Source organism: Brevundimonas sp. (assembly GCF_046293315.1).
In the GTDB taxonomy this organism is placed as follows: domain Bacteria; phylum Pseudomonadota; class Alphaproteobacteria; order Caulobacterales; family Caulobacteraceae; genus Brevundimonas.
In genome coordinates this window covers 131603-155148 of record NZ_JBKBPF010000008.1, presented here as the reverse complement: position 1 = coordinate 155148, position 23546 = coordinate 131603, and the positions used below count along the sequence as shown (strand labels likewise).

The following is a 23546-nucleotide window of genomic DNA, read 5'->3' as shown; positions in this document are numbered from 1 at the left end:
AGGCGGCGGGGGAGGCGGCGGCGGGGGAGGCGGCGGGGGCGGCGGGGGCGGCGGCGGCGGCGGCGGCGGCGGGGGAGCCGCCGTCGGGCCGAACGCATAACGCAGGCCCAGCGTCACCGTGTGGCTGAAATCGTAGTCGCCTGCGAAATTGCCGAGCGCGGGAGCGCCGGTGGTCGTCGTATCCCAGTCCGCTTCGCCGGTCAGGTAACGATAGGTCAGGTCGATGTTGGCGCGTTCACCCACAGCCCAGGCAAAGCCGGCAAGGCCCTGAAACGCTATGTCATAGGACCGGTCGTTGGCTTCGAGGGTCGCGCCACGATTGCCGCGCAGGCTGCCGAAGGTGTCGATGGAAACGCGGTTGACACCGACGCCCAGGCCCACGAACGGACGGAACGCCCAGTCAGACGAACCGAAATCATACAGAGCGTTGAGGAAAACGGTCCGCGATACGATGTCGCCTTCGGGCGAGTGGCACGGGCCGGCGGCCGGCGACAGGTTGCACAGACCGGACGGAACGGCGTCGGTGAACCGGCGAACGGTGCCGATGTCGCCCGAGCGATGCCCGGCCTCAAGCTCAACGCGCCAGTTGGGGTTCACCCGATAGCCGAGGCGAGCGAACGCGGCCCAGCCTTGATTGACTTCCCATTCCCAAGCCGGTCCGGCTTCGGAGCGGGCGTTGATGCCGTCTTCCATCCAGTGGCCGCCCACGTCGAGGGCGCCGTAGACCCCACTGGACTGAGCCGACACGCTGGTCGCGCCAAATGCAAGCGCAGCTGCTGCGCCCGTGGCCATCATAAGATTCTTGAAGCGCATGGGTGCTAGCCCTCTCCGCAGTTTCATCGGCGGTCCTGCCGCCCCGATTTGGTCATAACAGCGTTGACGGGGGAGGTCGATACCGGCGACCCCTCGCGAGGGCTGCAAGGTCGATACCGTGGCCGTAATGCGACAGGAGGTTGCGTCGCGCGGGCCGAAGCGGCCAACTGCGCGCTAATGAAGCGACATCAATGGTGACGACCGACAGCTTTACGCCCCTGATACATAAATCTTATGACGTAACCTGTTCGACGCGGACAGTCAGGATTCCGATGAGCATTGCCTTCATAGACCTTCAGGCCCAGCGGGCGCAGATCGCCGATCGACTGGATGCGGCGGTGCTTCGGGTCATCGCGGGCGGCGCCTATGTCATGGGCCCGGAGGTTCGCGCCCTGGAGCAGCAACTGGCCGAATTCGGCCATGCAGGGCATGCCGTGTCCTGCGCCAACGGAACCGATGCCCTGGCGCTGCCGCTGATGGCGTGGGGGGTTGGAGCCGGTGACGCCGTCTTCTGTCCTTCCTTCACCTTCGCCGCCACGGCCGAGATCATTCCGTGGTTCGACGCCAGCCCTGTCTTCGTCGACGTCGACCCCATTACCTACAACATGGACCCGGATCATCTCGAGGCGGCCATTGAGGCCGTGAAGGCCGAAGGCAAGCTGACGCCGAAAGTGGTGATCGCCGTCGACCTGTTCGGTCAGCCCGCAGATTATCCGCGGATCGCCGAAATCGCCCGCAGGCATGGTTTGAAGCTGATCGCGGATACCGCCCAGGGTTTCGGCTGCACCTTGGACGGGAAGCATCCCGTTTCATGGGCCGATGTGGCTACAACCAGCTTTTTCCCGGCCAAGCCGCTGGGTTGCTACGGCGACGGCGGGGCGGTGCTGACGAATGATGACGACCTGGCCCAGTTGCTGGATTCCCTTCGGGTGCATGGCAAGGCTGTGGCGCGGGATCTCGAAGGGCGCTCGTTCGAGCATGATCCCAAATATCTGAACATGCGCGTGGGCATGAACTCGCGCCTCGACACCATCCAGGCGGCCATACTGATCGAGAAGCTGGCCATCTTCGCCGACGAAATCGAACGGCGAAACAGGATTGCGGAGCGATACAACCGCCTGCTGGGACCTCATGTGGCCTCGATTCCCGGCGTCATGGACGGCGGGCTCTCGGTCTGGGCCCAGTACACCATCGAACATGACGACCGCGACGGTCTTGCCGCCCACCTCAAGGCCCAGGGGGTGCCCACGGCGGTCTATTACCCCATCCCTATGCATCGGCAGCCGGCCTATGCCCATTATCCAGTTGGCCCCGGCGGTCTGCCGGTGACGGAGACAAAGGCAGACCGCGTGATCAGCCTGCCCATGCACGCCTGGCTGGACGAAGAGACCCAGGATCGCATCGTGGGGGCGGTGGCGAGTTTCGCCGGCTGAACATCGTCCCTTTCGGCTGAGCTATAGGCGGGGACCAGAAAATATCGGCCGCATCCGGAGGCCCCAGGCGCTAGGTCGCGGTTCCGTTCGTCCGCCCGCGCGATATGTATGTGAATGCGCTCGAGCCCTTTCGCCAGGAGGCGACCCTGACTACCGGCCTCTCATCTCATCGCCTCACCCACCTTGACCGGCTGGAGGCCGAGAGCATCCACATCATCCGCGAGGTGGCGGCCGAGATCGAGCGACCGGTGATGCTGTACTCTGTGGGCAAGGACTCGGCGGTGATGCTGCATCTGGCGCGCAAGGCGTTCTATCCGGCGGCGGCGCCGTTCCCGCTGCTTCACGTGGACACGACCTGGAAGTTCCGGGACATGTACGCCCTGCGCGACCGCATGGCGGCTGAGGCGGGCATGGACCTTCTGGTCTTCCGCAACCCCGAGGCCGAAGCCCGGGGGATCAATCCGTTCGACCACGGCGCGACCGTGCACACGGACCTCTGGAAGACTGAGGGCCTGAAAATGGCTCTGGACCAGTATGGCTTCAACGCAGCCTTCGGCGGCGCGCGCCGCGACGAGGAGAAGAGCCGGGCCAAGGAGCGGGTGTTCTCTTTCCGCAATGCAGGCCATCGCTGGGATCCCAGATCGCAGCGCCCGGAGCTGTGGAGCCTCTACAACACACGCGTGAACACTGGGGAGTCGATCCGCGTCTTCCCGATCTCCAACTGGACCGAACTGGACGTGTGGCAGTACATCATGCGCGAGGCCATCCCCGTCGTGCCCCTGTATTTCGCCGCCGAGCGCCCGGTGGTGGAGAGGGACGGCGCGCTTATCATGGTGGATGACGACCGCATGCGACTGCGTCCCGGCGAGACGCCGGAGCTTGCCAGCGTCCGCTTCCGCACTTTGGGTTGCTATCCGCTGACGGGGGCGGTCCGCTCAGAAGCTTCCACCCTGGCGGACGTGGTGCAGGAGATGCTGCTGACCACCACATCCGAACGTCAGGGGCGGGCCATCGATCACGACCAGACCGCCTCCATGGAGAAGAAGAAGCAGGAGGGCTATTTTTGATGCCCCCCATCAGACCCGATACAGCCTACCGCCCTGCCGACCTCGCCAGCGAGGACATCGACGCCTTCCTGGCCGACCACGAAGCCAAGGGCTTGCTGCGCTTCATCACGTGTGGCTCGGTGGATGACGGCAAGTCCACCCTGATCGGCCGCCTGCTCTATGACTCGCGCATGGTCTTCGACGACCAGATGGCGGCGCTGGAGGCGGATTCGAAAAAAGTGGGCACGCAAGGCGGCGCCCTCGACTTCGCCCTGCTGGTGGACGGGCTGGCGGCCGAGCGCGAACAGGGCATCACCATCGACGTGGCCTACCGCTTCTTCGCCACGGCGAAGCGGAAATTCATCGTCGCCGATACGCCCGGCCACGAGCAGTACACCCGCAACATGGTCACCGGCGCCTCGACCGCCGATCTGGCCGTTGTGCTGATCGATGCGCGCAAGGGCGTGCTGACCCAGACCCGGCGGCACAGCTATCTGGTGTCGCTTCTGGGCATCCGGCACGTGGTGCTGGCGGTCAACAAGATGGATCTGGTCGGCTGGTCCCGCGAGATCTTCGACGGGATCGTCGCCGACTACCGCGCCTTCGCCGCCGAACTGGGCATCAAGGATGTGCTGTGCATCCCCATCTCGGGCCTGATGGGCGACAACATCACCGCACCCAGCGCCCACACGCCTTGGTACGAGGGCCCGTCACTGATCGCGCATCTGGAGACGGTCGAGGTCGACGACGAGCGCCTGGCCCGCCGCCCGTTCCGCATGCCGGTGCAGTGGGTGAACCGCCCGGACCTGAACTTCCGGGGCTTCGCCGGTCAGGTCGCGTCCGGCGTGGTGAAGCCGGGCGATCCCGTGCGCATCCTGCCGTCCGGCCGCACGACACAGGTCGCGCGCATCGTCACCATGGCCGGGGACCTTGATCAGGCCACGGCCGGGCAATCGATCACCCTGACCCTGGCCGACGAGGTGGACGTCTCGCGCGGCGACGTCATCGCGGCCGCCGACACCCCGCCTGAGACCTCGGACCAGTTCGAGACCACCATCGTCTGGATGGCCGAGGACGAACTGCTGGCCGGGCGCTCCTACTGGCTCAAGATCGGCGCCCGCACCGTCTCGGCCCAGATCACCGAGATCAAGCACCGCATCGACGTGAACACCCTTCAGGAGAGCGCGGCCAAGACCGTGGGCCTGAACGAGATTGCAGTCTGCAAGCTGTCCCTGACCCAGCCGGTGGCCTTCGAGCCCTATGAGATCGATCGCGGGCTGGGCGGCTTCATCCTGATGGACCGGATCACCAACGCCACGGTTGGCGCGGGCATGATCCGCTTCGCCCTGCGCCGGTCTCACAACATCCACTGGCAGGCCCTGGACGTGACCCGCGAATCCCGCGCCGCAGCCAAGGGCCAGAAGCCGGCTGTGGTCTGGTTCACCGGCCTGTCCGGATCGGGCAAATCCACCATCGCCAATCTGGTGGAGAAGCGCCTGCACGCGGAGGGCCGTCACGCCTGCATTCTGGACGGCGACAATGTCCGCCACGGGCTGAACCGCGACCTGGGCTTCACCGAAGCCGACCGGGTCGAGAACATCCGCCGCGTGGCGGAGGTGGCGCGGCTGATGACCGATGCGGGCCTGATCGTGCTGGTATCCTTCATCTCGCCCTTCAGGGCCGAGCGCCGCCTGGCGCGCGAGCGCATGGCCGAGGGCGAGTTCATCGAGGTGTTCATCGACACGCCGCTGGCCGAGGTCGAGGCGCGCGATCCCAAGGGCCTTTACGCCAAGGCCCGGCGTGGCGAGCTCAAGAACTTCACCGGCATCGACAGCCCCTATGAGCCGCCCGAGAACGCCGAGATTCACATCGACACCACGGTCATGAGCCCCGAGGGTGCCTGCGAGGCGATCATGGCCGCCCTGAAAGAGAGCGGCCGCCTGACGGGGTGATCCGGGCGTGCCTCCCAACGGCCGCCTGCAGCGGTCGGGAGGTTTCGCTTTCGCGTCAGGCCGGAATGCGTTGCTCGTATTGGGCCTTCAATGCCGTCCAGTGGTCCCAGAACGGGCCGGGCGCGCCGTCGCCCAGACGCGCGACCAGGACGTCAAGATGGGCGTGCCATCCAGCGCTGACGTTCACCAGGACCGAGCGATCGGGCGCCCGCTTGTGGGTGATGGTGAGCATGACCTCATCGCCCATGGGCTCGAGATCGAAGACGACCCCGGCGGACGCACCCCATTCGATGGCGAGGCGCTGCTGCGGGACCAGTTCCGTGATCCGGCTGGCCAGGCTGTGGCGGCCGTCGAATCCCTCGGGCGGGCGTCCCGGAGGGTCCGTCAGTTCGTTGTTGCGCCATTCCAGCTCAAAGGCCGAGCCGACCTTCATCTCCATGTCGCCGGAGGCGAGCCACTGACGGCGCAGTTCGCTCTCGGTCAGATAGGCCCACACCCGGTCGACGGGACCGGGCAGGAGACGCTGGATTCTGAGGGTGGTCGGCTCGATCAGGTCGGCATAGGCGTCGAGGGTGGCAGTGTCGGTCATTGGTCGTCTCCTTGCTTTTGGGGGGTGGTGGGGGCGTCGCGAAGGATCCGCTCCAGGTCATCCAGTCGCGCGGTCCAGAAGCGTTGGTAGACGCCCAGCCAGTCGTGGGCGTCGGCCAGAGGCCCGGGATCCAGTCGGCACAGGTGCACGCGGCCACGCACCTCGCGCCGGATCAGGCCGGCGGTCTCCAGCGTCCTGATGTGCTTGGATGCGGCGGCCAGCGAGATCGGATGGGGCGCCGCCAGCTGGCTCACCGTCCGCTCGCCCAGCGCAAGCTCGGCCAGCATGCCGCGGCGGGTGGGATCGCTGAGCGCGTGAAACACGCCGCTGAGTTCGGGGGAATTATATTCAACCATGTGATTGAATATAGATGTCGGTCAAAAATGGTCAACCGTGCGGTTGAATTTTTCTCTGAAGCCGATCACTCGCCTCGGCCGTATCTGTGCGACAAGACCGCAGAGGGAGCCTGCACATGAAAACCCCATCGGCCATCGCCAGCCTCGTCATGGCCTCGAGCCTGATGCTGGCGCCGCAACCGGTTTCAGCCCAGGTCGCGGACCTGAACCTGGAGCGGTTCTCGGGTCGCTGGTACGAGATCGCCCGCAACCCGAACCGTTTCCAGCGCGATTGCACCCGCCTGTCGGTGGACTTCACCGCGCGCGACGACCCGGGCCGTTACCGGGTGGTCCACACCTGCACCCGCCGCTCGGACGGCGAGATCGAGACCCTCAACGCCAATGCGCGGGTCACCGACTCCAACGCCAGGTTCCGCATGTCTCTGGCCGGAATCCCCTCGTTCGGCGGGCTGGCCAGCCAGAGCTACTGGGTCTGGCATCGGTCGGCCGACTACAGCTGGGCGATCATGGGCCTGCCGGACAAGAGCCATTTCTGGATATGGTCGCGGCGTGAAAACCCCTCCGCCGATGTCCGCCGCGCGGCCCTGTCCCGCGCGCGCGCCCTGGGTTTCGACACATCGGACGTGGTCAGCACGCCGGGTTGACGGCGGGAACACATGCGGAACATATGGCGGCATGCCATCCGCCGCCATTCATATCGAGCTGGTCTTCAGCCGGCCCGAGACCACCCAGTCCGTCACACGCGGCGCCGCACGGCTGATGGCGGACATGGGCTATGCGCCGCTGCTGGAGGTCTGCCTGCCCAACGGCCGCCGCGCCGACGTCATGGCGCTGGGCCCGCGCGGCGAGATCGCAATCTGCGAGGTGAAGTCCGGGGTCGAGGATTACCGGGTCGACCGCAAGTGGCATGAGTACGCCCCCTTCTGCGACGCCTTCTATTTCGCTGTGGCGCCGGAATTTCCCGATGGAATCCTGCCCGAGGAGCCCGGCCTCATCGTCGCCGACGGCTTCGGCGGCGCGGTGGTTCGCGAGGCTGCGACCACGCCTCTGGCGCCCGCCCGGCGCAAGGCCCTGACGCTGGCGTTCGCGCGGCTGGGGGCGATGAGGAGTCTGAGGGTGTAGCCTACCGCGGCGCGCGCTTGGCCAGGATCCGCTGCAGGGTGCGGCGGTGCATGCCCAGGCGGCGGGCGGTTTCCGAAACGTTGTGGTCGCACAGCTCATAGACCCGCTGGATGTGCTCCCAGCGCACGCGATCGGCGGACATGGGATTGTCCGGCGGCTCGGGGGCGTCGCCTTCCTCGCTCATCAGGGCCTTGACCACGTCGTCGGCGTCGGCGGGCTTGGACAGATAATCCACGGCGCCGGCCTTGACCGCCGCCACGGCGGTCGCGATGGCGCCGTAGCCGGTCAGCATGACCATACGGGCGTCGTCACGGCGGGCGCGGATGGCTTCCACGATCTTCAACCCGTTGCCGTCTTCCAGACGCATGTCCAGCACTGCAAAGGCCGGCAGGCCAGCGCGAAGGGCGTCCTGCGCCTCGGCGATGGAGCTCGCGGTCGTTACCTCGAAACCGCGCGACTCCAGCGCCCGGCCAAGGCGCGTCCTCAGCGCCTGGTCGTCGTCCAGCAGCAGCAGGGACTTGTCCTCAAGGGCGGCGATGCGGTCTTCCAGACTGGCCATATTTTCAAATACTCCTGAGTCCTCAAGTCGGATGCGGCGAGGCCGAGGTCAAGTCGGGTCGGCTTCCAGCGCCGCCCTGGGCCAGCGCACCGTGACCCGGGCGCCGCCGGTTTCTCCGGTTCCGGCCGACACCCGCGCGCCGGTCCGCTCCAGCAGGGTGCGGGCGATGAAGAAGCCCAGCCCCATGCCGCCGCCCACGCCCGTTCCCGCTGCCTGCTTGCCCTTGCGGGCGCGGCCCAGCGGCCGGCTGGTGACATAGGGTTCGCCGAGCCGCGCCAGGATCTCGGGCGAGAAGCCGGGGCCGTCGTCGGCGACGATCACCTCCACATGCCGTGCATCGACCCGGGCAATCACCTCGACCCGTTCGGCAGCGAAATCGGCGGCGTTCTCCACGATGGACGAAAGGCCATGGACGATCTCGGGCAACCGGCGCACGTGGGGCGCGTCGGTTTCTTCCACCCCTTCGATGCGGCAGTCCATGTCCAGATCGATGCCCCGGTGCGGCTGGACCACCTCCTCCAGCAGGGCCTTGAGGCCCACCTCTGCGTAGATGGCGTCCCCGTCCTCGGGCCGCTGGGACAGGCGCTTGAGGATTTCGCGGCAGCGGTCGGCCTGCTGGATCAACAGCCGCGCGTCCTCGGCCACGGCGGGGTCGCCGCTCTTGCGGTTGGCGGCGCGCAGCATCTCCTTGGCGACGACCTGGATGGTGGCCAGCGGCGTGCCCAGTTCGTGGGCGGCGGCGGCGGCCAGTCCGCCCAGGGCCGCCAGCCGTTGCTCGCGCTCCAGCACCTGCTGGGTCGCCGCCAGCGCCAGGGCCAGACGGTCGGCATCCTCGGCCACGCGCCAGGCGTAGCCGGCGGTGAAGATCACCCCCACGCCCACGGCCAGACCCATGCCTACCTTGTAGAGCGGCGGCAGGCTCAGGGTCGTGCCCTCGCTCCAGGGCAGGGGCATGGACCAAAGAAACAGCGCCATGGTGCAAAGCAGGGCCAACCCGCCCAGCATCATGGCCTTGCGGGCGGGCAGGGCTGCGGCGGCCACCGTCACCGGCGCGACCAGCAGCAGACAGAACGGGTTCTCCAGCCCGCCTGTCAGGCCCAGCAGCACCGACAACTGCACGATGTCGAAGCCCAGCTGGACCGTGGTCTCGCGCCCTGCGGATCGCCGGCCCTCGATGGTCTGGAGCCGCGCCATGGCGGTCATGTTCATCAGTGCGCTGGCCAGGATGACCACCAGGCAGGCGCCGATGGGCAAGCCCAGGTCCAGCACCAGAGACGCGGTCAGGACCGCCACCGTCTGACCGGCCACGGCCAGCCAGCGCAGGACGATCAGGGTGCGCAGCTCCAGCCCGCGCACCAGCCGCGGCAGGGCGGCGGCGTCCGGCGGATCAGACTGCGGCGACGGGTCGGCTTGGGACTGGCTCACGGGCCCTCTATAGACCGGGGTGACGCCTTCGTCTCGTCAGGGAGCCCACGCATAATGCCGCGCAAGTCCATCCTTCTGTTCGCCGGCGCCTGCATCGCCATCGCGGCGGCCCTCGCCGTCGTCACTGTGGTCGTGGTCGGCGGCCGTCAGCAGTCGGAAGCGGTCTCGACCGGTCAGGCCGATGTGGGCGGGCCGTTCCAACTGGTGGACCAGACCGGCCAGGCCGTGGATGAGTCCATGCTTGACGGGCAATGGACCGCTGTCTTCTTCGGCTTTACCCACTGCCCGGACTATTGCCCCACGACGCTGCAGTCCCTGAAGGCGGCCAAGGCGGCCATGGGCGAGCGGGGCGATGATCTTGAGATCGTGTTCATTTCCGTGGACCCGGAGCGGGACACGCCCGAACTGCTGGGCGACTACCTCCTGACCAACAGCTTCCCCGAAGGCGTCACCGGGCTGACTGGCACGCCCGAGCAGGTGGCCCAGGCCGCGCGGGCCTACCGGGCCTACTTCGAAAAGGTGGGAGATGGGCCCGGCTACACCATGAACCACACCCTGACGGTCTATCTGATGGGGCCCGATGGCCAGTTCCGCCGCGCCCTGACCCATGATCTGGCGCCGGACAACGCGGCGAGCGTCATCCTGAACGCCATGGAGCGCGGCTGATCCGCCTGCCTTCAGGGCCAGCCGTGTGCATGGCGCCCTCAGTGCAATTGGTGCAGTCCCCCCATCCGCTGCGCAGCGTGAAAATGCACGGTGCAATTAGTGCAATTGGTGCACTTCTCGCCTGAAGGGGTTCAGCTTCTCAGGGTCGCCCCGACCTTGCCGGCGGCCGTCACCACCTTGGCCGACAGGGCCTCGATTTCCTTGTCGGTCAGGGTCGTTTCGCGGGGCTGGATGACAACCTCGATGGCCACGGACTTGCGCCCGTCACCCACGCCCTGGCCGCGATAGACGTCGAACACGCGCACGTCCTGGATCAGGGCCTTGTCGGCGCCGGCCACAGCGCGGATCAGATCGCCCGCCGCTACGGCCTCGTCCACCACGAAGGCGAAGTCTCGGGTCAGGGGCATCAGGGCCGGCAGGTCGGCGGGACCGCGAGACTTGCCCGCCGTCTTGGCGGCGCGGGGCTCCGGCACGGACTCCAGCACGATCTCGAAGCCCAGCATCGGCCCGTCGGCGTCCAGCGCCTTGAGCACACGGGGGTGCAGGGCGCCGAAATGAGCGATCACGGTTCTGGGGCCGAGTTGCAGCCGGGCGGAGCGGCCGGGATGCCACCATTCCGGGTTCTGGCCCTGGACCATTTGCAGGGAAGTCACCGGTGCGCCCAGTTCGTCCAGCAGGGCCAGAAGGTCCCCCTTCAGCGCCAGCAGGGCGTCCTCGCCGGCGCTCGCCCAATGGCGGGGGCCGTGGGGCGCGATCAGGCCGGCGATCACCGTGCGCTGATCGTCGGGGCCGTCGCCCAGATAGATCGGGCCAATCTCGAACAGGGCCGCGTCCGGATGGCCGCGCGCGGCGTTGCGCGCCGCCGCCTCGATCAGATTGGGCAGGACCGCGGGCCGCATGCAGTCCAGGTCCGAGGCGATGGGATTTTCCAGCACCAGCCGCTCATCACCGCCGCCGAAGAGGGCGGCCTTGTCCCGGCGCATGAAGGACCAGGTCAGGGCCTCCGCATAGCCCATGGCGGCCAGGGCCCGGCGGGCAATGCGCACGCGCTTCTGGCGAGGATCCAGCACGCCGGACGCGGCGCGTGCCACCTCGGGCAGGGGGGTGGTTGGCAACTGGTCGTAACCGACGATGCGGGCCACTTCCTCCACCAGATCGGCGGGGCCTTCCACATCGCGGCGCCAGGACGGCGGCGTGACCCGCACGGTGACGCCATGGCCTTCCACGGTGAAGCCGAGACGGCACAGCACATCGACCACGCCCTCGCGGCCGATGGCCAGACCCGACAGGCGGCAGACCTGTTCCGGATCGAAGTCGAAGGCGGCGGGACTGGCCGGCGCCTCGCCCGCCATGGTGATGTCCGAAGCCTCGCCGCCGCACAGGTCCAGGATCAGGGCGGTGGCCAGCTCCAGCCCCGGAACCACGAAGGCCGGGTCCACGCCGCGCGCGAACCGGTACTGGGCGTCGGAGCCGATGGTCAGCATCCGCCCGGTCTGGGCGGTCGCCAGCGGGTCGAACCAGGCGCTCTCGATGAGGACGTCGGTGGTGGCCTCGTCGCAGCCGGTGGACTCTCCGCCCATGACGCCGCCGAGGCCGATGGGGCGTTCGCCGTTCGCATCGGCGATGACGCACATGCCGTGCGCCGCCGCATAGGTCTTGCCGTCCAGAGCGATCAGATGTTCGGGCTCGGCGGAATCCTTCGCCGCCTGACCATGGCGCGCCACGATCACATCGCCTGACAGCTTGGTCAGGTCATAGACGTGCAGCGGACGCGCCCGGTCGTAGGTGATCAGGTTGGTGACATCGACCAGGGCGTTGATGGGGCGCAGGCCGATGGCCTTGAGCCGATCCTGCAGCCATTGGGGCGAGGGACGGTTCCTGACGCCCCGGATCACGCGGCCGGCGAAGGCGGGGCACAGCTCGGGCGCTTCCAAGCGGATCGAGACCGGGCAAGGGAACGCGCCCTTTACCGGCGCGGGCGTGCGGTCGATGAAGCGGCCGATGCCGGTGGCGGCCAGGTCGCGGGCGATGCCGGACACGCCCAGCCAGTCGGGCCGGTTCGGGGTCACCTCGAAATCGATCACCGGCTCGGCGGCGAACACCGTGGCGGCTGGCGTCCCCACGGCCCAGTGTTCCGGCAGGTCCAGAATGCCGTCGCTGTCGCCAGCCTGCTCAAGCTCCGAGGCGGAGCACAGCATCCCGTTGGAGATCACGCCGCGCACCGGCTTCTCCACCAGGGTCACATCCAGTCCTGGCACATAGGCGCCGATGGGCGCGTAGATGGTGACGAGGCCCGCCCGCGCGTTAGGCGCGCCGCAGACGATCTCCTTGATCCCGTCGATGGTTTCGACCTGGCAGACCTGCAGGCGGTCTGCGTTGGGGTGACGCTCGGCAGAAACAATGCGCGCCACGCTGAACGCCGCCAAGGCGGCGCCGGAATCGAGAACCTCTTCCACCTCCAGCCCCGCCATCGTCATGGCGTCGGCCACGGCGTTGATGGAAGCGTCGGTCTCTAGGTGCTCCTTGAGCCAGGAGAGGGTGAATTTCATGAGCCGCTACCGCCCAGCACTTGAAGAAAGCTGTCGAGGAAGGTTGGACTGCCTGTAAAGCCGACAGCGTAGAATGAGCACTCGCGGAAGGTGCAGTCCTGAAAGGCGATCGTGCCGATCACTTTCTCGGGGCCGACGGGCCGCAGCAACAGATTGCGAGCGTCGCCCCCAGCATAACCCATATCGCAGGCGTCAAAGTGGACTCCGCCAGCCGCCAGCATGACTGCTGGGCCCTCCAGGCGGCAGCGCGTGAACGTCCTGCCCTTGATGGCCGCCGAGCCCGCAGCCATCGATTGCGCGATCAACTGGGGCAGCCAGATCTGCTGGTCTTCGTACTCGGGGCCGTCGCCGAGCGGCGGCAGGGTCATGGATTGGGCGGTCGCGGTCATGGAATTCTCAACTCAGGCCCGAGGCGGGGTTGGGGGCGACGAACGGTGAGAAGCCGTAGTGTGCCAACCACCGGGTATCGGCCTCGAACATGGGGCGCAGGTCGGTGATGCCGTATTTCAGCATGGCCAGACGATCGACGCCCATGCCGAAAGCGAAACCCTGCCATTCCTCCGGGTCAAGACCGCAGTTCCTGAGCACGTTGGGATGCACCATTCCGCAGCCCAGAATCTCCATCCAGTCATCACCCTCATTCAGCTTCAGAGAGCCGCCCGAGCGGTCGCAGCGGATGTCCATCTCCGCCGACGGCTCGGTGAACGGGAAGTGGTGCGGACGGAACCGCGCATGCACACCTGACAGTTCGAAGTAGCGCGCCACGAAGGTTTCCAATGTCCACTTCAGATGACCCATGTGAATGGCCCGGTCGATCACGAGACCCTCCACCTGGTGGAACATGGGGGTGTGGGTGGCGTCGGAGTCCTTACGGAAGGTCCGCCCCGGGGCGATAATGCGGATGGGCGGCTTTTCGCTCATCATGGTGCGCACCTGCACCGGGCTGGTGTGGGTGCGCAGCACCTTGCGCTCGCCGGTTTGCGGGTCCGCCTTCAGGAAGAAGGTGTCGTGCAATTCGCGCGCCGGATGCTTGGGCGGGAAGTTCAGGGCGGTGAAGTTGTGGAAATCGTCCTCGATGTCCGGACCTTCCGCCACGGCGAAGCCCATTTCGGCGAAGATGGCGATGATCTCGTCCATGGCCTGCATGGTGGGGTGCACCCCACCCTTGCGGCGCGGACGGGCCGGCAGGGTCAGATCGATGCGCTCGGCCTGAAGACGGCCGTCAAGCTCGGCAGCTTCCAGTTCGGCTTTCTTCGCGGCGAGGGCGCCGCCGACCCGGTCGCGCAGACCGTTGATCAGGGGGCCTTGTTCGCGCCGTTCGTCCGGGCTCATGGCGCCCAGCCCCTTGAGCAGGCCCGAGATGGAGCCGGATTTGCCCAGGGCGGCGACGCGGATGTCCTCGAGACCCGTCACGCTCTCGGCCGCGCCGATGGCGTTGATCAGGTCCAGTTCCAGTTGGTTCAGGTCGGTCATGACCGCGACCCTCTAGCCTCTGAGCGCGCGAGCGGGAACCCCATGGTGCGCGGTCGGGGGGCATTTCGGACGTTCAGTGTTTCGACGCGCTCAGAAAATGATCCGGCTACGGAGGTAACTATATGAAGATGTTGCAAAATCTTCTAAAACGGCAAAGCTGTCGTTAATCGCTCCGCGCCTAATGCCCTGTCCGGTCAGTAGGAGTTGTGCATGGCCCGGATCAGGGACTTTGTCGTGGGCGCCGCCCCGGTCGGGCCAGACGTCAGCGGCGCGGTCGTGTTCGACCGTTTCCAGAACGAACCGGACACCCTGGCCATTGCGGTGGTCGACGAGGGCATGCGGCCGCTGGGTCTGGTGGAGCGCAACGCGTTCACCCTGAAGATGGCCGCCGAGTTCGGTCGCGCCCTGTACGCTCGCCGCCCCATCTCGGCCCTCATGGACGCTTCCCCACTTGTCCTGGAAGGGGAAACCGTAGCCGAAGACCTTTTCCGCACTGTGGACGCCGCCGGACTGGGCGGTCTTCTGTCCGGGTTCATCGTCACCGAACAGGGCCGCTATGCGGGCGTCGGGTCGGGCGTGCAGGTGCTTCAGGCCGCCGGCGCCCTGGCGCGGCGCCGCGCCGACGAGATGGCGGCGCTGGCCAGCAATCTCTCCCGGGCCGAGGCGGAGGCCCGCGCCTCCAGCCGGGCCAAGTCGGAATTTCTGGCGGTCATGAGCCACGAGATTCGCACGCCCCTGAACGGCGTGCTGGGCGTCGCCGCCCTGATGGAGCGCCAGCTGGAGCAGGAATCCCTTCGACCTCATCTGCGCACCATCCTGGATTCCGGCAACAGCCTTTTGCGTTTGCTGACCGACGCCCTGGACATGTCGCGCGCCGAGGCGGGCATGCTGAGCCTCGAACCGGCGCCCATGCGCCTGACGAACCTGACCGACGATCTGCAGGCGCTGTGGCGGGCGCGGGCGGACGAGAAGGGCCTGGCCCTTCTCGTCGCCTGTGACGCCGGGGAGGCCGATTGGGTCGAGGCAGATGAAACGCGGCTGAAACAGTTGCTGAACAATCTGATCGGCAACGCGATCAAGTTCACCCCCGACGGCCGGGTCGAAGCGCGCATTACGGCGCGCCGCGAAGACGGGCGTGTGGCGCTGTCCGCCTGTGTGGACGACACGGGCCCCGGCGTGCCCCAGGAGCGGGCGGAAACAGTGTTCCAGCCCTTCAACACCGGAGATGCGATCCGGCAGGGGGCCGGCGCCGGTCTGGGTCTGGCCATATGTCGCCAGATCGTGGAGCGCATGGGCGGACGCATCGGCGCCGAAGCCTCCCCTCTGGGCGGCGCGCGATTCCGCTTCAACCTGTCGCTCACCCCGGCGAACCCGGAAGCCGAATCCGGGCGCCAGGCCATCGCCGCCCCGACCCCGCACGATACCCTTCACGTACTGGTGGCCGACGATCATCCCGCCAACCGGTTCCTCGCGGGCAAGCTGCTCGAAATGTTCGGCTGCAGCCATGACGCGGTCGAGAACGGTGCCGAGGCGGTCGAGGCCGTGCGGATGCGCGCCTACGATCTGGTGCTCATGGACATCAAGATGCCCATGATGGACGGGGTGGCGGCGACCCGCGCGATCCGCAGCCTGAACGGGGAGCGGGGGGGGCTGCCCATCCTCGCGCTGACCGCCAATGCGGACGAACGCGATGCGGCGGCCTATCTCGCCGCGGGCATGGACGGCGTGGTCCAGAAGCCTATTCAGCCCGATATCCTGCTCAACGCCATTCGACGGGCGGTGGCCGGGCGGATGCAAGCGGCGGCCTGAACGAAAAGAGCCCCCCGGCCTGGCCGGGGGGCTCTTTCAACAGTCAGGCTGCAAAGGCTTACGCCAGGGCGGCGCGAACCTTTTCAGCGACGGCCTTGAAGCCGGCGTCGTCGGCGGCGATGGCGGCCAGGACCTTGCGGTCCAGCTCGATGCCCGCCTTGCCCAGGCCGTGCATGAACTGCGAATAGGTGAAGCCTTCAGCGCGAGCCGCGGCGTTGATGCGCTGGATCCACAGGGCGCGGAACGAGCGCTTCTTGTTGCGGCGGTCACGATAGGCGTACTGACCGGCACGATCCACGGCGGCCTTGGCCGTGCGGATCGTGTTCTTGCGGCGGCCGTAGAAGCCCTTGGCCTGCTTCAGGACCTTCTTGTGCTTGGCGTGGGACGTTACGCCCCTTTTGACGCGAGCCATGATGATTTTCCCTTCGGGATGTCTCTAGCGCTCGGCCCGCGGGGCCTCGCTGCTTGAGGACATGATTTCAAACTGATGCGGTGGAGATCGAGGTTCGTGCCGACGCCGGTCAGGCGTAGGGCATGTAGGACTTGATCTTCTTGGCGTCCGCGGCGGCCATGACCTTGGTGCCGCGGTTCTGGCGGATGTACTTCGAGTTGTGGCTGATCAGACGGTGGCGCTTGCCTGCCACGCCTGCTTTGACCTTGCCCGTCGCCGTCAGTTTGAAGCGCTTCTTGGCGCCCGACTTCGTCTTCAGTTTCGGCATTTTCACTCTCTCTTTTTTGAGTGGTCTACCGCCTATCGGCTACGTGAGCCCATGGAAGCGACAGACCGTTGAGAACCGCCCAGGCATGCCTGTTAGCCCGGCGGTTCGGTACGCGAAGGCGGGGCTCATACGTCATGGCGCCGCCGCTGGCAATAGGAAGCGGCGAAGCGTCAGTCCGCAGGATTGTGGGTTTCGAGGAAGCGGACGGTCTCCGCCAGCATGCGCTGGCGAGTTTCGTTCGTGGACAGCCAGTGATCCTCGCCCTCCAGCTCGATCAGCTGATGAGGACGCCCGGCCCTCTCCAGGGCCGAGGCCATCATTCGGGACTGTTCGAAGGGCACCACAGTGTCGTCCAGTCCGTGCAGGAGCAGGACGGGCGCGTCGGCCTCGGCCGCGCGAAGCGCCGGCGACCGTTCGTTAAGCGAACGATCGCCGAGGCGCTCGGCCCCCATGAAGCGGTTCCAGTAGCGTACGGCCGAGTTGTCCCGCGAGCCTTGCCGATCTGCGGTCCACAGAACCATGCGGCGCAGGTCCGAGACGCCGGCGACCGAGACGGCGCAGCGATAGACGCCGCGCTCCAGCGTGACTCCGGCCAAGGCTGCATAACCGCCATAAGCTGGCGCCCACGATGCACACCCGTTCGGGGTCTATGAGGCCCTGTTCAGCCAGGTTGCGGACTCCGTCGGACAGGTCCGACTGCATCTTGCGGCCCCATTCCCCATAGCCGGCCTCCAGATGGGCCTGGCCCAGACCGTCCGAGCCCCGGAAGTTGGGCTGCAGCACCGCATAGCCGCGCGAAGCCAGGGCCTGGGCCCACCAGTCGAAGCCCAGGTAATCCCGGGCTGCGGGGCCGCCGTGGGGCAGAACCACCAGAGGAAGATCACGGGCCTCACGCCCCGGCGGCAATGTGAGGTAGCCCGGTATCGTCATGCCGTCGCCGGCCGCATAGCTGATGGGCCGCATCTCGGCCACCTGCTCGGGACGGATACCGGGATAGGCTTCGCCAATGACATCGGCTCGACGAGCGTCAAGATCCACCAGATGGTAGGTGCCGGGATCAGTCGGCCCCTGCGTGAGAATGACGGCCTTGCGCATGTCCGTGCTCCACCCCGACAGGCTCGGATTCCCATCCGGGTAAGCGCGGCTGATGGCTGACCATGCGCGATACGCCACGTCGTCAAAGAAGGTGTACCTGAACCCTTCGCCCTCGCGATGTCCGAAGCCGATCAGCAGGTGGGTTGCGGGATGGCGCAGGAGACCTTCCGGAGCCTGATCAAACAGTCTGGTGAACGCGCCCTGGGCGTCGACCTCATAGATCACCGGCTCACTGTCGCCTTCCAGCTGGGCGAATACGACGGTGGTGTCGGCGCTACGGCCCAGACCGCCCAGCCAGGGCGGATCAACCAGCGTATCAACAGACCATACGGTGCGCCAGGCCCCTCCTTGCTTTTACTGCAGGTCCCATCGACGCCGGCGCTCATCGTAGGGTGATCGCGCGACGGGTTCCGCCTCAGCGTTCAGGACATAATGGCGCACGTCGAAGTCGCCGCGCTCCACGGACACGCCCCGCCCGTTGCCGGGATCGATTCGAAAGAGATCGACCCGGTTGTTCTGGTCCGTCACCCAACCTTCCGTGAACAGGGTGGGCTCGCCGCCGAAGTTCCGAATGGTCACAGCGCCGAGGGCCATTGAAACATTGGAGTTGCGGGCGAAGACCGCGCTCAGCTCACGGGTCGACAAATCGTAGATATGTCCGATGCCATATTCGCCGCGAGAATCAGAAAAGTGGGTCAAGCGCCGGGTGATGGAAGCCACCGTGAGAATTCGGTCCTCGCCAAGCCAGTGCAGACTGCGAACCTTGACGTCGCCCACCTGTATTCTGCCGATCAGACTGACGGCCAGCGGGCTGCTCCGGTCCGCGCCATCACCTAATTCCGTCAGGAGCAGGGTGCGCGTCTCATCGACCACCGAGACGAACGCCAGACGGTCGCCGGAGGAAGATATCTCCACGAGGTCATAGGCGGGGAGGCGGCCATAGGCTTCCAACGGCGGCGGCTCGACCTGGGCGAACGCGTGGGTCGCAACAACCAGCCCAATGCACGCAAAAGCGATCAGAACTACAGATTTCATGTTTGCCCCCGACATCCTGAATAGGCGGCTCTGCCGGATTGTCTAGCCGCAAAGGAAAACGCCCCGGCGCGAACCGGGGCGTTTCAAGGGGCCCTAGCGCTGGATCAGCGGGGCGCCAGGATCATGATCATCTGGCGGCCCTCCATGCGGGGGGCGTACTCCACCTTGGCGATCTCGTCGAAGTCGGCCTGCACCTTGTTGAGCAGCTTCATGCCCAGTTCCGGGTGGGCCATCTCGCGACCGCGGAAACGCAAGGTCACCTTGACCTTGTCGCCCTCGTCGAAGAAGCGGTGCATCGCCTTGGCTTTCACCTCATAGTCATGGGTGTCGATGTTGGGTCGCAGCTTGATTTCCTTGAGCTCGACGACCTTCTGCCGCTTGCGCGCCTCGGCCTTTTTCTTCTGTTCCTGGAAACGGAACTTGCCGTAGTCCATGATCTTGCAGACGGGGGGATCGGCGTTGGGGACGATCTCCACCAGATCGAGGCCCGCCTCCTCGGCGGCCTCCATGGCGGAGGACGTCGGCATGACACCCTGTTTTTCCCCGCTCTGGTCGATCAGCAGCACCCGCGGGGCGCGGATGTCCTGGTTCATACGGGGCCCGTCTTTCACGGGCGGCGCTTGCATGGGACGGCGAATGGGCGTCGTTTCCTTGTGTGGTCAATAGGTGCACGGGTGAGCGCACGACCGCACGGTCGCGTTCCCTCCGTGGCGGATATATGACCCCGAAGGCCCGCAGAATCAAGCGGGACAAGCCTTTCAAGCCCACGGAGACCCCATGACTCACGACATCCTGCACCGTCCCGACGGCGAGCGGATCGCCTTCAAGCGCGTTGATGGGGCAGGGCCGACGGTGCTGTGGGTGGGCGGTTTCCGCTCGGACATGGAGGGGACCAAGGCCGTGGCCCTTGAACAGGCGGCGCGCGAGCGCGGTTGGGCCTGTGTGCGCTACGACCACTTCGCCCATGGCGCCTCGTCGGGCGCCTGGAAGACGGCCACGGTGGGCCGGTGGCGTGAGGACGCCATCGCCATGATCGATTCCATCGATGGGCCGGTGCTGCCGGTTGGCTCGTCCATGGGCGGCTGGGTGGCGTTGCTGGCGGCGCTGGCGCGGCCCGAAAAGCTGGCGGGGCTGGCGCTGATCGCCCCGGCGCCGGACTTCACCGAGCGGCTGATGTGGCCGTCGCTGCCGGACCATATCCGACAGGCCATCCTGCGGGATGGGGAGGTCGACATGCCCGACGAGGGGCTGGGCCCGTATGTGCTGACCCGCGCCATGTTCGAGGAGGCCCGAAACTGGTTGCTGCTGGACGGGCCCCTCCATTTGAGCGCGCCCGTGCATATCCTCCAGGGCAAGCAGGACGAGCCGGTGCCGTGGCGTCACGCCCTGGCCCTCGCCGAGCTGATCGAGGGGCCCGACGTGCGGCTGGATCTGATTCAGGACGGCGACCACCGCCTCTCCAGGCCGGCGGATCTGGAGCGGCTGATCGAGGCGGTGGCGCGGTTGCGATCGGCGCCCTGAACGGTCAGGCCAGCCAGAGCATCATGCGAGTGTCCACCTCGGCCTGACGGGCGCGGCTGAACTGGCGCCGGATTTCGCCGGTGTAGAGGAAGCCGGCCTTCTCCAGCACACGGCCTGATGCCGGATTGTCGGCGAAGTGCCCGGCGACGACCGCCTTCTTGCTCCAGCGCCACCTGGCCCACGCCAAGGCGCCCTGCGCCGCCTCGGTGGCCAGACCCCGGCCCCAGAAGGGCTTGCCGATCCAGTAGCCCATCTCCGGCGTCGGGTCCTTGTCGTGGAACAGGCCCAGCACCCCGACGGCGCCGTGGTCCTCGTGCTCGATGACGAAGGTGTTGGCCCGGCGCGGGTCCTGCATGGCGACGTTCATGACGAAGGCCTCGGCGTCCTCTGTGCGGAACGGCGAGGGCATGCGGCAGGTCATGCGGGCGATGTCGAGGTCACCGGCCAGCTGGGCGATGCGGGGGATGTCGTGAGCGACCGGCGCGCGCAGGGCCAGGCGCCGCGTCTCGATGACGGGGGAGGTTTCTATGACGCACATGGGCGTAGCCTCAACTCACGCCGGTCTCCTTGAAGGGCTCGGACCGGTCTCTCGAGGCGGGGAAACGAAAACGGGGAGCCTGTCGATCCAGACTCCCCGCGGAATATTTCCCTGGTCCGGATCGCTGCTGTTCTGGCCAGCGCGATCCGGGAGGTTCCTGGGTTCGCGCTATTCGGCGGCCATGGCCTGTTCGGCCGGAAGCACGGAGACGTAACAACGTCCGCCACGCTTGGTGGTGAATTTCACCGCACCCTGTACGAGGGCGAAAATGGTGTGGTCACGGCCCAGGCCGACGTTGTCGCCGGGGTGCCACTTGGTGCCACGCTGGCGGATGATGATGTTGCCGGCCAGCACGCGCTCGCCGCCGAACTTCTTCACGCCGAGGCGTTTGGCTTCAGAGTCGCGACCGTTGCTGGACGAGCCGCCGGATTTTTTGTGAGCCATGGGTCTGCTCCGTCATTCCTTGGGGCGCTATCGCTCGGGACCCGGTCCCTCGCTGCTTGAGCGCGTGATCTCTAGACTAATGCGCGAAAGGCCGGATGGCCAATCGAGCGGATTATTCCTTGTCGGCCTTGGGCGCGGCCTTCTTGGCGGGCGCCTTCTTGGCTTCGGTCTTGGCTTCAGCCTTGGGGGCGTCGGCCTTCTTGGCCGGAGCCTTCTTGGCGGGCGCTTCGGCCGTTTCGACCGGAGCGGCTTCAGCCTTGGCCTTGGGGGCCTTCTTCGGCTCGGCCTCGACGCGCGGGGCCAGGCCGCGGGCGCGGGCGTTCATCTCGGCCTTGGTCAGAACCTCGGCCTTGCCGTCCCACTTGGCCGACTGGCCGTCGCCTTCAATGCCGGTGATGCGCAGCACGCTTTCCATCTGACGATGGCCGTTGGTGCGGCGATAGCCCTGACGGCGAATCTTCTTGAAGATCTTGATCTTCTCGCCCTTGCGGGTTTCGACCAGGGTGGCGGCCACGGAGGCGCCTTCGATGAGGGGGGCGCCCAGGGTCACGCCCTTGTCGCCGCCTAGCATCATGACTTCGCCGAAGCTGACGTCAGAGCCCGCGTCGCCGTCGAGTTTCTCGACAACGATCACGTCACCCGGTTGGACCCGGTATTGCTTGCCGCCGGTTTTGATCACCGCGTACATATTAAGCCTCGGCTGGAACGCAAAAAGAGGTGCGCCCGCGAGGTGACCCTGCGGGCGAAGAGCGGCGACATATACGGACAGGCCGGTTTGAGTCAACGCGAAACCGGGGAAAGAGGCGGGTTTTTGCCATCGGGCAAGGGTGTCCGCCGCCGGTTCGTCCCGACTATGGCCTCTGGTGGACAGGCCGGGCAAGGTGTCGCCAGCCAGCCAGCAAGGAGCGCTTCATGTCACGCCGTCTTTCCGTTCTCGCCGCGACCGCCGCCGTCGTCATGACCGCCCAGCCGGCGGCGGCCGATCCCGTTGACGCCTACTGGTCGAACCTCAGCGCCCTGTGCGGCAAGGCGTTCGGCGGAACCCTGATACAGGCGCCGGAGGGCGATACGGCGTTCGAGGGCCAGGCCCTGGTCATGCATGTGCGGGACTGTTCGCCGCAGCGCATCCGTATTCCTTTCGTTGTGGGCGACAACCTGTCGCGCACCTGGGTGCTGACCCGCCATGAGGACGGCCGCGTCGAACTGCGCCACGACCACCGCCACGAGGACGGCTCCGAGGAGGACGCCACCCAGTATGGGGGCTTCACGCCCAATCCGGGCAACGACCGCATCAAGATGTTCCCGGCGGATCAGGCCACCTGGGGCCGCATGCCGAACTCGCACCCCAGCGTCTGGTTCATGGAGGTGCAGGACGACCGCTTCATCTATGCGGCCGTGCGCGTCGGCACGCCGCGCGCCTATCGGGTGGAGTTCGACCTGACCCGCGAGATCGACGCGCCGCCCGCCCCGTGGGGCTGGACGGACTAGGTCAAGCGCGCCTGATCAAGCGCCCCGTCGCGCCAGCAGGTCTCGCAAGTCAGCCATCTCGGCGCGCAGGGCCTTGAGTTCGTCGGTCATGGCCCGGGCCTCGGCCGCTGATTCTGTGCGGGCCTGTTCGCGCTCGGCGGCGGCCTGGCGCAGGTGGGCCTCCACCTCCTCGTGATCGGCCTTGAGCAGGTCGTCGTGCTCTTCCTGCATGGCCGAGACCACCACCCCGATGAACAGGTTCAGCATGGTGAAGGCGGTGGCCAGGATGAACGGCACGAAGAAGGCCCAGGCGTAGGGATAGACCTCCATCACCGGCCGCACGATGCCCATCGACCAGCTTTCCAGCGTCATGATCTGGAACAGGGAGTAGGCTGAGGCGCCGAGGCTGCCGAACCACTGGGGGAAGCTGTCGCCGAACAGCATGGTGGCCATCACCGCCGAGACATAGAACACCAGCGCCAGCAGCATGACGATGGCGCCCATGCCGGGCAGGGCCGAGATCAGGGCCGAGACCACCCGCTTCAGGGACGGCGCGACGGTGATCAGGCGCAGCACCCGCAGCACGCGCAGGGCCCGCAGCACCGAGAAGGCGCCGGTGGCCGGGACCAGCGCCACCCCCACCACCACGAAGTCGAACAGGCTCCACGGATCCCGGAAGAAGGCCAGGCGGTGCACCACCAGCCGAGCGCCGATCTCAATCACGAACACGGTCAGAAGGATGCTGTCGGCCCAGTGCAGCACGCCGCCGTACGCAGCCATGACCGTCGGGCTGGTCTCCAGCCCCAGGATGATGGCGTTCAACACGATCAGGGCGGTGATGACCTGTTCGGTGCGGCGGGAGGCGAGAAGGGCGCGCAACGATTGCAAAGGCGGCGTCCGTGGCTGGGGGGTTGGCGTGACGCCCCATGTGGCCC

General features: G+C 66.8%; 26 protein-coding genes and 1 pseudogene. 9 read left to right on the top strand and 18 right to left on the bottom strand.

Features of this window, described 5'->3' with window-relative positions; genetic code table 11:
* Positions 1-813 (bottom strand): outer membrane protein (locus ACK4SE_RS09500; protein WP_409691681.1); only part of this gene is annotated, 813 nt, incomplete at its 3' end.
* A gap of 272 nt (positions 814-1085) precedes the next feature.
* Between ACK4SE_RS09500 and ACK4SE_RS09495 the strand changes: the two genes are divergently transcribed.
* The 3 genes from ACK4SE_RS09495 (at position 1086) to cysN (ending at position 5244) form a co-directional block, all read left to right on the top strand.
* Complete coding sequence (locus ACK4SE_RS09495) at positions 1086-2246, top strand: DegT/DnrJ/EryC1/StrS family aminotransferase (RefSeq protein ID WP_409691678.1); 1161 nt, start codon at positions 1086-1088, stop codon at positions 2244-2246.
* A gap of 110 nt (positions 2247-2356) precedes the next feature.
* The gene (gene cysD, locus ACK4SE_RS09490; protein WP_409691676.1) at positions 2357-3313 is read left to right on the top strand and encodes a sulfate adenylyltransferase subunit CysD; all 957 of its coding nucleotides are present in this window, start codon (positions 2357-2359) and stop codon (positions 3311-3313) included.
* On the top strand, positions 3313-5244 hold the full coding sequence (gene cysN / locus ACK4SE_RS09485) for a sulfate adenylyltransferase subunit CysN (RefSeq protein ID WP_409691673.1): 1932 nt from the start codon (positions 3313-3315) through the stop codon (positions 5242-5244). The genes cysD and cysN overlap by 1 nt, the downstream gene beginning before the upstream one ends.
* Positions 5245-5299: 55 nt before the next feature.
* On the opposite strand, the gene ACK4SE_RS09480 is transcribed toward cysN, so the two are convergent.
* Complete coding sequence (locus ACK4SE_RS09480; protein WP_409691671.1) at positions 5300-5833, bottom strand: SRPBCC family protein; 534 nt, start codon at positions 5831-5833, stop codon at positions 5300-5302.
* On the bottom strand, positions 5830-6189 hold the full coding sequence (locus ACK4SE_RS09475) for an ArsR/SmtB family transcription factor (protein WP_409691668.1): 360 nt from the start codon (positions 6187-6189) through the stop codon (positions 5830-5832). Before ACK4SE_RS09475 ends, ACK4SE_RS09480 begins: the two co-directional genes overlap by 4 nt.
* Positions 6190-6305: 116 nt before the next feature.
* Between ACK4SE_RS09475 and ACK4SE_RS09470 the strand changes: the two genes are divergently transcribed.
* Both ACK4SE_RS09470 and mmcB read left to right on the top strand, forming a co-directional pair.
* A complete protein-coding gene (locus tag ACK4SE_RS09470) occupies positions 6306-6833 on the top strand; it encodes a lipocalin family protein (protein WP_409691665.1) in 528 nt (175 codons plus the stop codon).
* A 31-nt stretch (positions 6834-6864) separates the two neighbouring features.
* A complete protein-coding gene (gene mmcB, locus ACK4SE_RS09465) occupies positions 6865-7311 on the top strand; it encodes a DNA repair putative endonuclease MmcB (RefSeq protein WP_409691662.1) in 447 nt (148 codons plus the stop codon).
* A gap of 1 nt (position 7312) precedes the next feature.
* Here mmcB and ACK4SE_RS09460 read toward each other — a convergent pair whose 3' ends face one another.
* Positions 7313-7870, bottom strand: coding sequence for an ActR/PrrA/RegA family redox response regulator transcription factor (locus tag ACK4SE_RS09460; RefSeq protein WP_409691659.1), 558 nt, complete (start codon positions 7868-7870; stop codon positions 7313-7315).
* Between the two features lie 48 nt (positions 7871-7918).
* Positions 7919-9295, bottom strand: coding sequence for an ActS/PrrB/RegB family redox-sensitive histidine kinase (locus ACK4SE_RS09455; RefSeq protein ID WP_409691656.1), 1377 nt, complete (start codon positions 9293-9295; stop codon positions 7919-7921).
* A 54-nt stretch (positions 9296-9349) separates the two neighbouring features.
* Here ACK4SE_RS09455 and ACK4SE_RS09450 point away from each other — a divergent pair, with 54 nt between their 5' ends.
* Positions 9350-9961, top strand: a complete 612-nt coding sequence (locus ACK4SE_RS09450) for an SCO family protein (protein WP_409691653.1) — start codon at positions 9350-9352, stop codon at positions 9959-9961.
* Positions 9962-10092: 131 nt separating this feature from the next.
* Here the strand turns inward: ACK4SE_RS09450 and pheT are convergent, their stop codons facing one another.
* From pheT to pheS, 3 genes are read right to left on the bottom strand one after another with little or no spacing between them, the layout of a single operon-like run.
* Positions 10093-12510, bottom strand: a complete 2418-nt coding sequence (pheT, locus tag ACK4SE_RS09445; RefSeq protein WP_409691650.1) for a phenylalanine--tRNA ligase subunit beta — start codon at positions 12508-12510, stop codon at positions 10093-10095.
* Entirely contained in the window at positions 12507-12899 is a 393-nt protein-coding gene (locus ACK4SE_RS09440; RefSeq protein ID WP_409691647.1) for a hypothetical protein, read from the bottom strand. The genes pheT and ACK4SE_RS09440 overlap by 4 nt, the downstream gene beginning before the upstream one ends.
* A 7-nt stretch (positions 12900-12906) precedes the next feature.
* A complete protein-coding gene (pheS, locus tag ACK4SE_RS09435; protein WP_409691644.1) occupies positions 12907-13983 on the bottom strand; it encodes a phenylalanine--tRNA ligase subunit alpha in 1077 nt (358 codons plus the stop codon).
* A 210-nt stretch (positions 13984-14193) separates the two neighbouring features.
* Here pheS and ACK4SE_RS09430 point away from each other — a divergent pair, with 210 nt between their 5' ends.
* The gene (locus ACK4SE_RS09430) at positions 14194-15792 is read left to right on the top strand and encodes a response regulator (protein ID WP_409691641.1); all 1599 of its coding nucleotides are present in this window, start codon (positions 14194-14196) and stop codon (positions 15790-15792) included.
* Positions 15793-15850: 58 nt separating this feature from the next.
* On the opposite strand, the gene rplT is transcribed toward ACK4SE_RS09430, so the two are convergent.
* From rplT to infC, 6 genes and pseudogenes are all read right to left on the bottom strand, one after another.
* Positions 15851-16204 (bottom strand): 50S ribosomal protein L20, encoded by a 354-nt coding sequence (gene rplT, locus ACK4SE_RS09425; RefSeq protein ID WP_409691638.1) that lies wholly within the window; start codon positions 16202-16204, stop codon positions 15851-15853.
* Between the two features lie 109 nt (positions 16205-16313).
* The gene (gene rpmI, locus ACK4SE_RS09420) at positions 16314-16511 is read right to left on the bottom strand and encodes a 50S ribosomal protein L35 (protein ID WP_409691635.1); all 198 of its coding nucleotides are present in this window, start codon (positions 16509-16511) and stop codon (positions 16314-16316) included.
* Between the two features lie 170 nt (positions 16512-16681).
* Positions 16682-17107 (bottom strand): alpha/beta hydrolase family protein, encoded by a 426-nt coding sequence (locus tag ACK4SE_RS09415; RefSeq protein WP_409691632.1) that lies wholly within the window; start codon positions 17105-17107, stop codon positions 16682-16684.
* Positions 17108-17189: 82 nt separating this feature from the next.
* Positions 17190-17441: pseudogene (locus ACK4SE_RS09410) on the bottom strand (alpha/beta hydrolase family protein); the annotation flags it as partial.
* Between the two features lie 519 nt (positions 17442-17960).
* Positions 17961-18656 carry a hypothetical protein gene (locus ACK4SE_RS09405; RefSeq protein ID WP_409691630.1) on the bottom strand — a complete coding sequence of 232 codons (696 nt, stop codon included), beginning with the start codon at positions 18654-18656 and terminating at the stop codon, positions 17961-17963.
* Positions 18657-18745: 89 nt separating this feature from the next.
* Entirely contained in the window at positions 18746-19267 is a 522-nt protein-coding gene (gene infC / locus ACK4SE_RS09400; RefSeq protein WP_409691627.1) for a translation initiation factor IF-3, read from the bottom strand.
* A gap of 151 nt (positions 19268-19418) precedes the next feature.
* On the opposite strand from infC, the gene ACK4SE_RS09395 reads away from it, so the two are divergent.
* Positions 19419-20162, top strand: a complete 744-nt coding sequence (locus tag ACK4SE_RS09395) for an alpha/beta fold hydrolase (RefSeq protein ID WP_409691624.1) — start codon at positions 19419-19421, stop codon at positions 20160-20162.
* Between the two features lie 4 nt (positions 20163-20166).
* Here ACK4SE_RS09395 and ACK4SE_RS09390 read toward each other — a convergent pair whose 3' ends face one another.
* From ACK4SE_RS09390 to rplU, 3 genes are all read right to left on the bottom strand, one after another.
* Positions 20167-20700, bottom strand: coding sequence for a GNAT family N-acetyltransferase (locus ACK4SE_RS09390; RefSeq protein ID WP_409691621.1), 534 nt, complete (start codon positions 20698-20700; stop codon positions 20167-20169).
* Positions 20701-20868: 168 nt separating this feature from the next.
* Positions 20869-21144, bottom strand: coding sequence for a 50S ribosomal protein L27 (gene rpmA, locus ACK4SE_RS09385; protein ID WP_409691619.1), 276 nt, complete (start codon positions 21142-21144; stop codon positions 20869-20871).
* 112 nt (positions 21145-21256) lie between these two features.
* Positions 21257-21832, bottom strand: coding sequence for a 50S ribosomal protein L21 (gene rplU, locus ACK4SE_RS09380; protein ID WP_409691697.1), 576 nt, complete (start codon positions 21830-21832; stop codon positions 21257-21259).
* Positions 21833-22056: 224 nt separating this feature from the next.
* On the opposite strand from rplU, the gene ACK4SE_RS09375 reads away from it, so the two are divergent.
* Positions 22057-22632, top strand: a complete 576-nt coding sequence (locus ACK4SE_RS09375; protein WP_409691616.1) for a hypothetical protein — start codon at positions 22057-22059, stop codon at positions 22630-22632.
* Positions 22633-22647: 15 nt separating this feature from the next.
* Here ACK4SE_RS09375 and ACK4SE_RS09370 read toward each other — a convergent pair whose 3' ends face one another.
* A complete protein-coding gene (locus ACK4SE_RS09370) occupies positions 22648-23499 on the bottom strand; it encodes an ion transporter (RefSeq protein WP_409691614.1) in 852 nt (283 codons plus the stop codon).
* Between the last annotated feature and the right edge of the window lie 47 nt (positions 23500-23546).

What these genes read in the sequence shown, in the direction of transcription:
- rplT (WP_409691638.1), bottom strand. Translation starts at nt 16,204, where the DNA reads ATGGCTCGCGTCAAAAGGGGCGTAACGTCCCACGCCAAGCACAAGAAG.
- ACK4SE_RS09460 (WP_409691659.1), bottom strand. Translation starts at nt 7,870, where the DNA reads ATGGCCAGTCTGGAAGACCGCATCGCCGCCCTTGAGGACAAGTCCCTG.
- ACK4SE_RS09470 (WP_409691665.1), top strand. Translation starts at nt 6,306, where the DNA reads ATGAAAACCCCATCGGCCATCGCCAGCCTCGTCATGGCCTCGAGCCTG.
- ACK4SE_RS09475 (WP_409691668.1), bottom strand. Translation starts at nt 6,189, where the DNA reads ATGGTTGAATATAATTCCCCCGAACTCAGCGGCGTGTTTCACGCGCTC.
- rpmA (WP_409691619.1), bottom strand. Translation starts at nt 21,144, where the DNA reads ATGGCTCACAAAAAATCCGGCGGCTCGTCCAGCAACGGTCGCGACTCT.
- cysN (WP_409691673.1), top strand. Translation starts at nt 3,313, where the DNA reads ATGCCCCCCATCAGACCCGATACAGCCTACCGCCCTGCCGACCTCGCC.
- ACK4SE_RS09395 (WP_409691624.1), top strand. Translation starts at nt 19,419, where the DNA reads ATGACTCACGACATCCTGCACCGTCCCGACGGCGAGCGGATCGCCTTC.
- ACK4SE_RS09390 (WP_409691621.1), bottom strand. Translation starts at nt 20,700, where the DNA reads ATGTGCGTCATAGAAACCTCCCCCGTCATCGAGACGCGGCGCCTGGCC.
- mmcB (WP_409691662.1), top strand. Translation starts at nt 6,865, where the DNA reads ATGCCATCCGCCGCCATTCATATCGAGCTGGTCTTCAGCCGGCCCGAG.
- ACK4SE_RS09440 (WP_409691647.1), bottom strand. Translation starts at nt 12,899, where the DNA reads ATGACCGCGACCGCCCAATCCATGACCCTGCCGCCGCTCGGCGACGGC.
- pheT (WP_409691650.1), bottom strand. Translation starts at nt 12,510, where the DNA reads ATGAAATTCACCCTCTCCTGGCTCAAGGAGCACCTAGAGACCGACGCT.
- ACK4SE_RS09430 (WP_409691641.1), top strand. Translation starts at nt 14,194, where the DNA reads ATGGCCCGGATCAGGGACTTTGTCGTGGGCGCCGCCCCGGTCGGGCCA.
- rpmI (WP_409691635.1), bottom strand. Translation starts at nt 16,511, where the DNA reads ATGCCGAAACTGAAGACGAAGTCGGGCGCCAAGAAGCGCTTCAAACTG.
- pheS (WP_409691644.1), bottom strand. Translation starts at nt 13,983, where the DNA reads ATGACCGACCTGAACCAACTGGAACTGGACCTGATCAACGCCATCGGC.
- ACK4SE_RS09480 (WP_409691671.1), bottom strand. Translation starts at nt 5,833, where the DNA reads ATGACCGACACTGCCACCCTCGACGCCTATGCCGACCTGATCGAGCCG.
- ACK4SE_RS09375 (WP_409691616.1), top strand. Translation starts at nt 22,057, where the DNA reads ATGTCACGCCGTCTTTCCGTTCTCGCCGCGACCGCCGCCGTCGTCATG.
- ACK4SE_RS09450 (WP_409691653.1), top strand. Translation starts at nt 9,350, where the DNA reads ATGCCGCGCAAGTCCATCCTTCTGTTCGCCGGCGCCTGCATCGCCATC.
- ACK4SE_RS09405 (WP_409691630.1), bottom strand. Translation starts at nt 18,656, where the DNA reads ATGTCGGGGGCAAACATGAAATCTGTAGTTCTGATCGCTTTTGCGTGC.
- ACK4SE_RS09495 (WP_409691678.1), top strand. Translation starts at nt 1,086, where the DNA reads ATGAGCATTGCCTTCATAGACCTTCAGGCCCAGCGGGCGCAGATCGCC.
- rplU (WP_409691697.1), bottom strand. Translation starts at nt 21,832, where the DNA reads ATGTACGCGGTGATCAAAACCGGCGGCAAGCAATACCGGGTCCAACCG.
- infC (WP_409691627.1), bottom strand. Translation starts at nt 19,267, where the DNA reads ATGCAAGCGCCGCCCGTGAAAGACGGGCCCCGTATGAACCAGGACATC.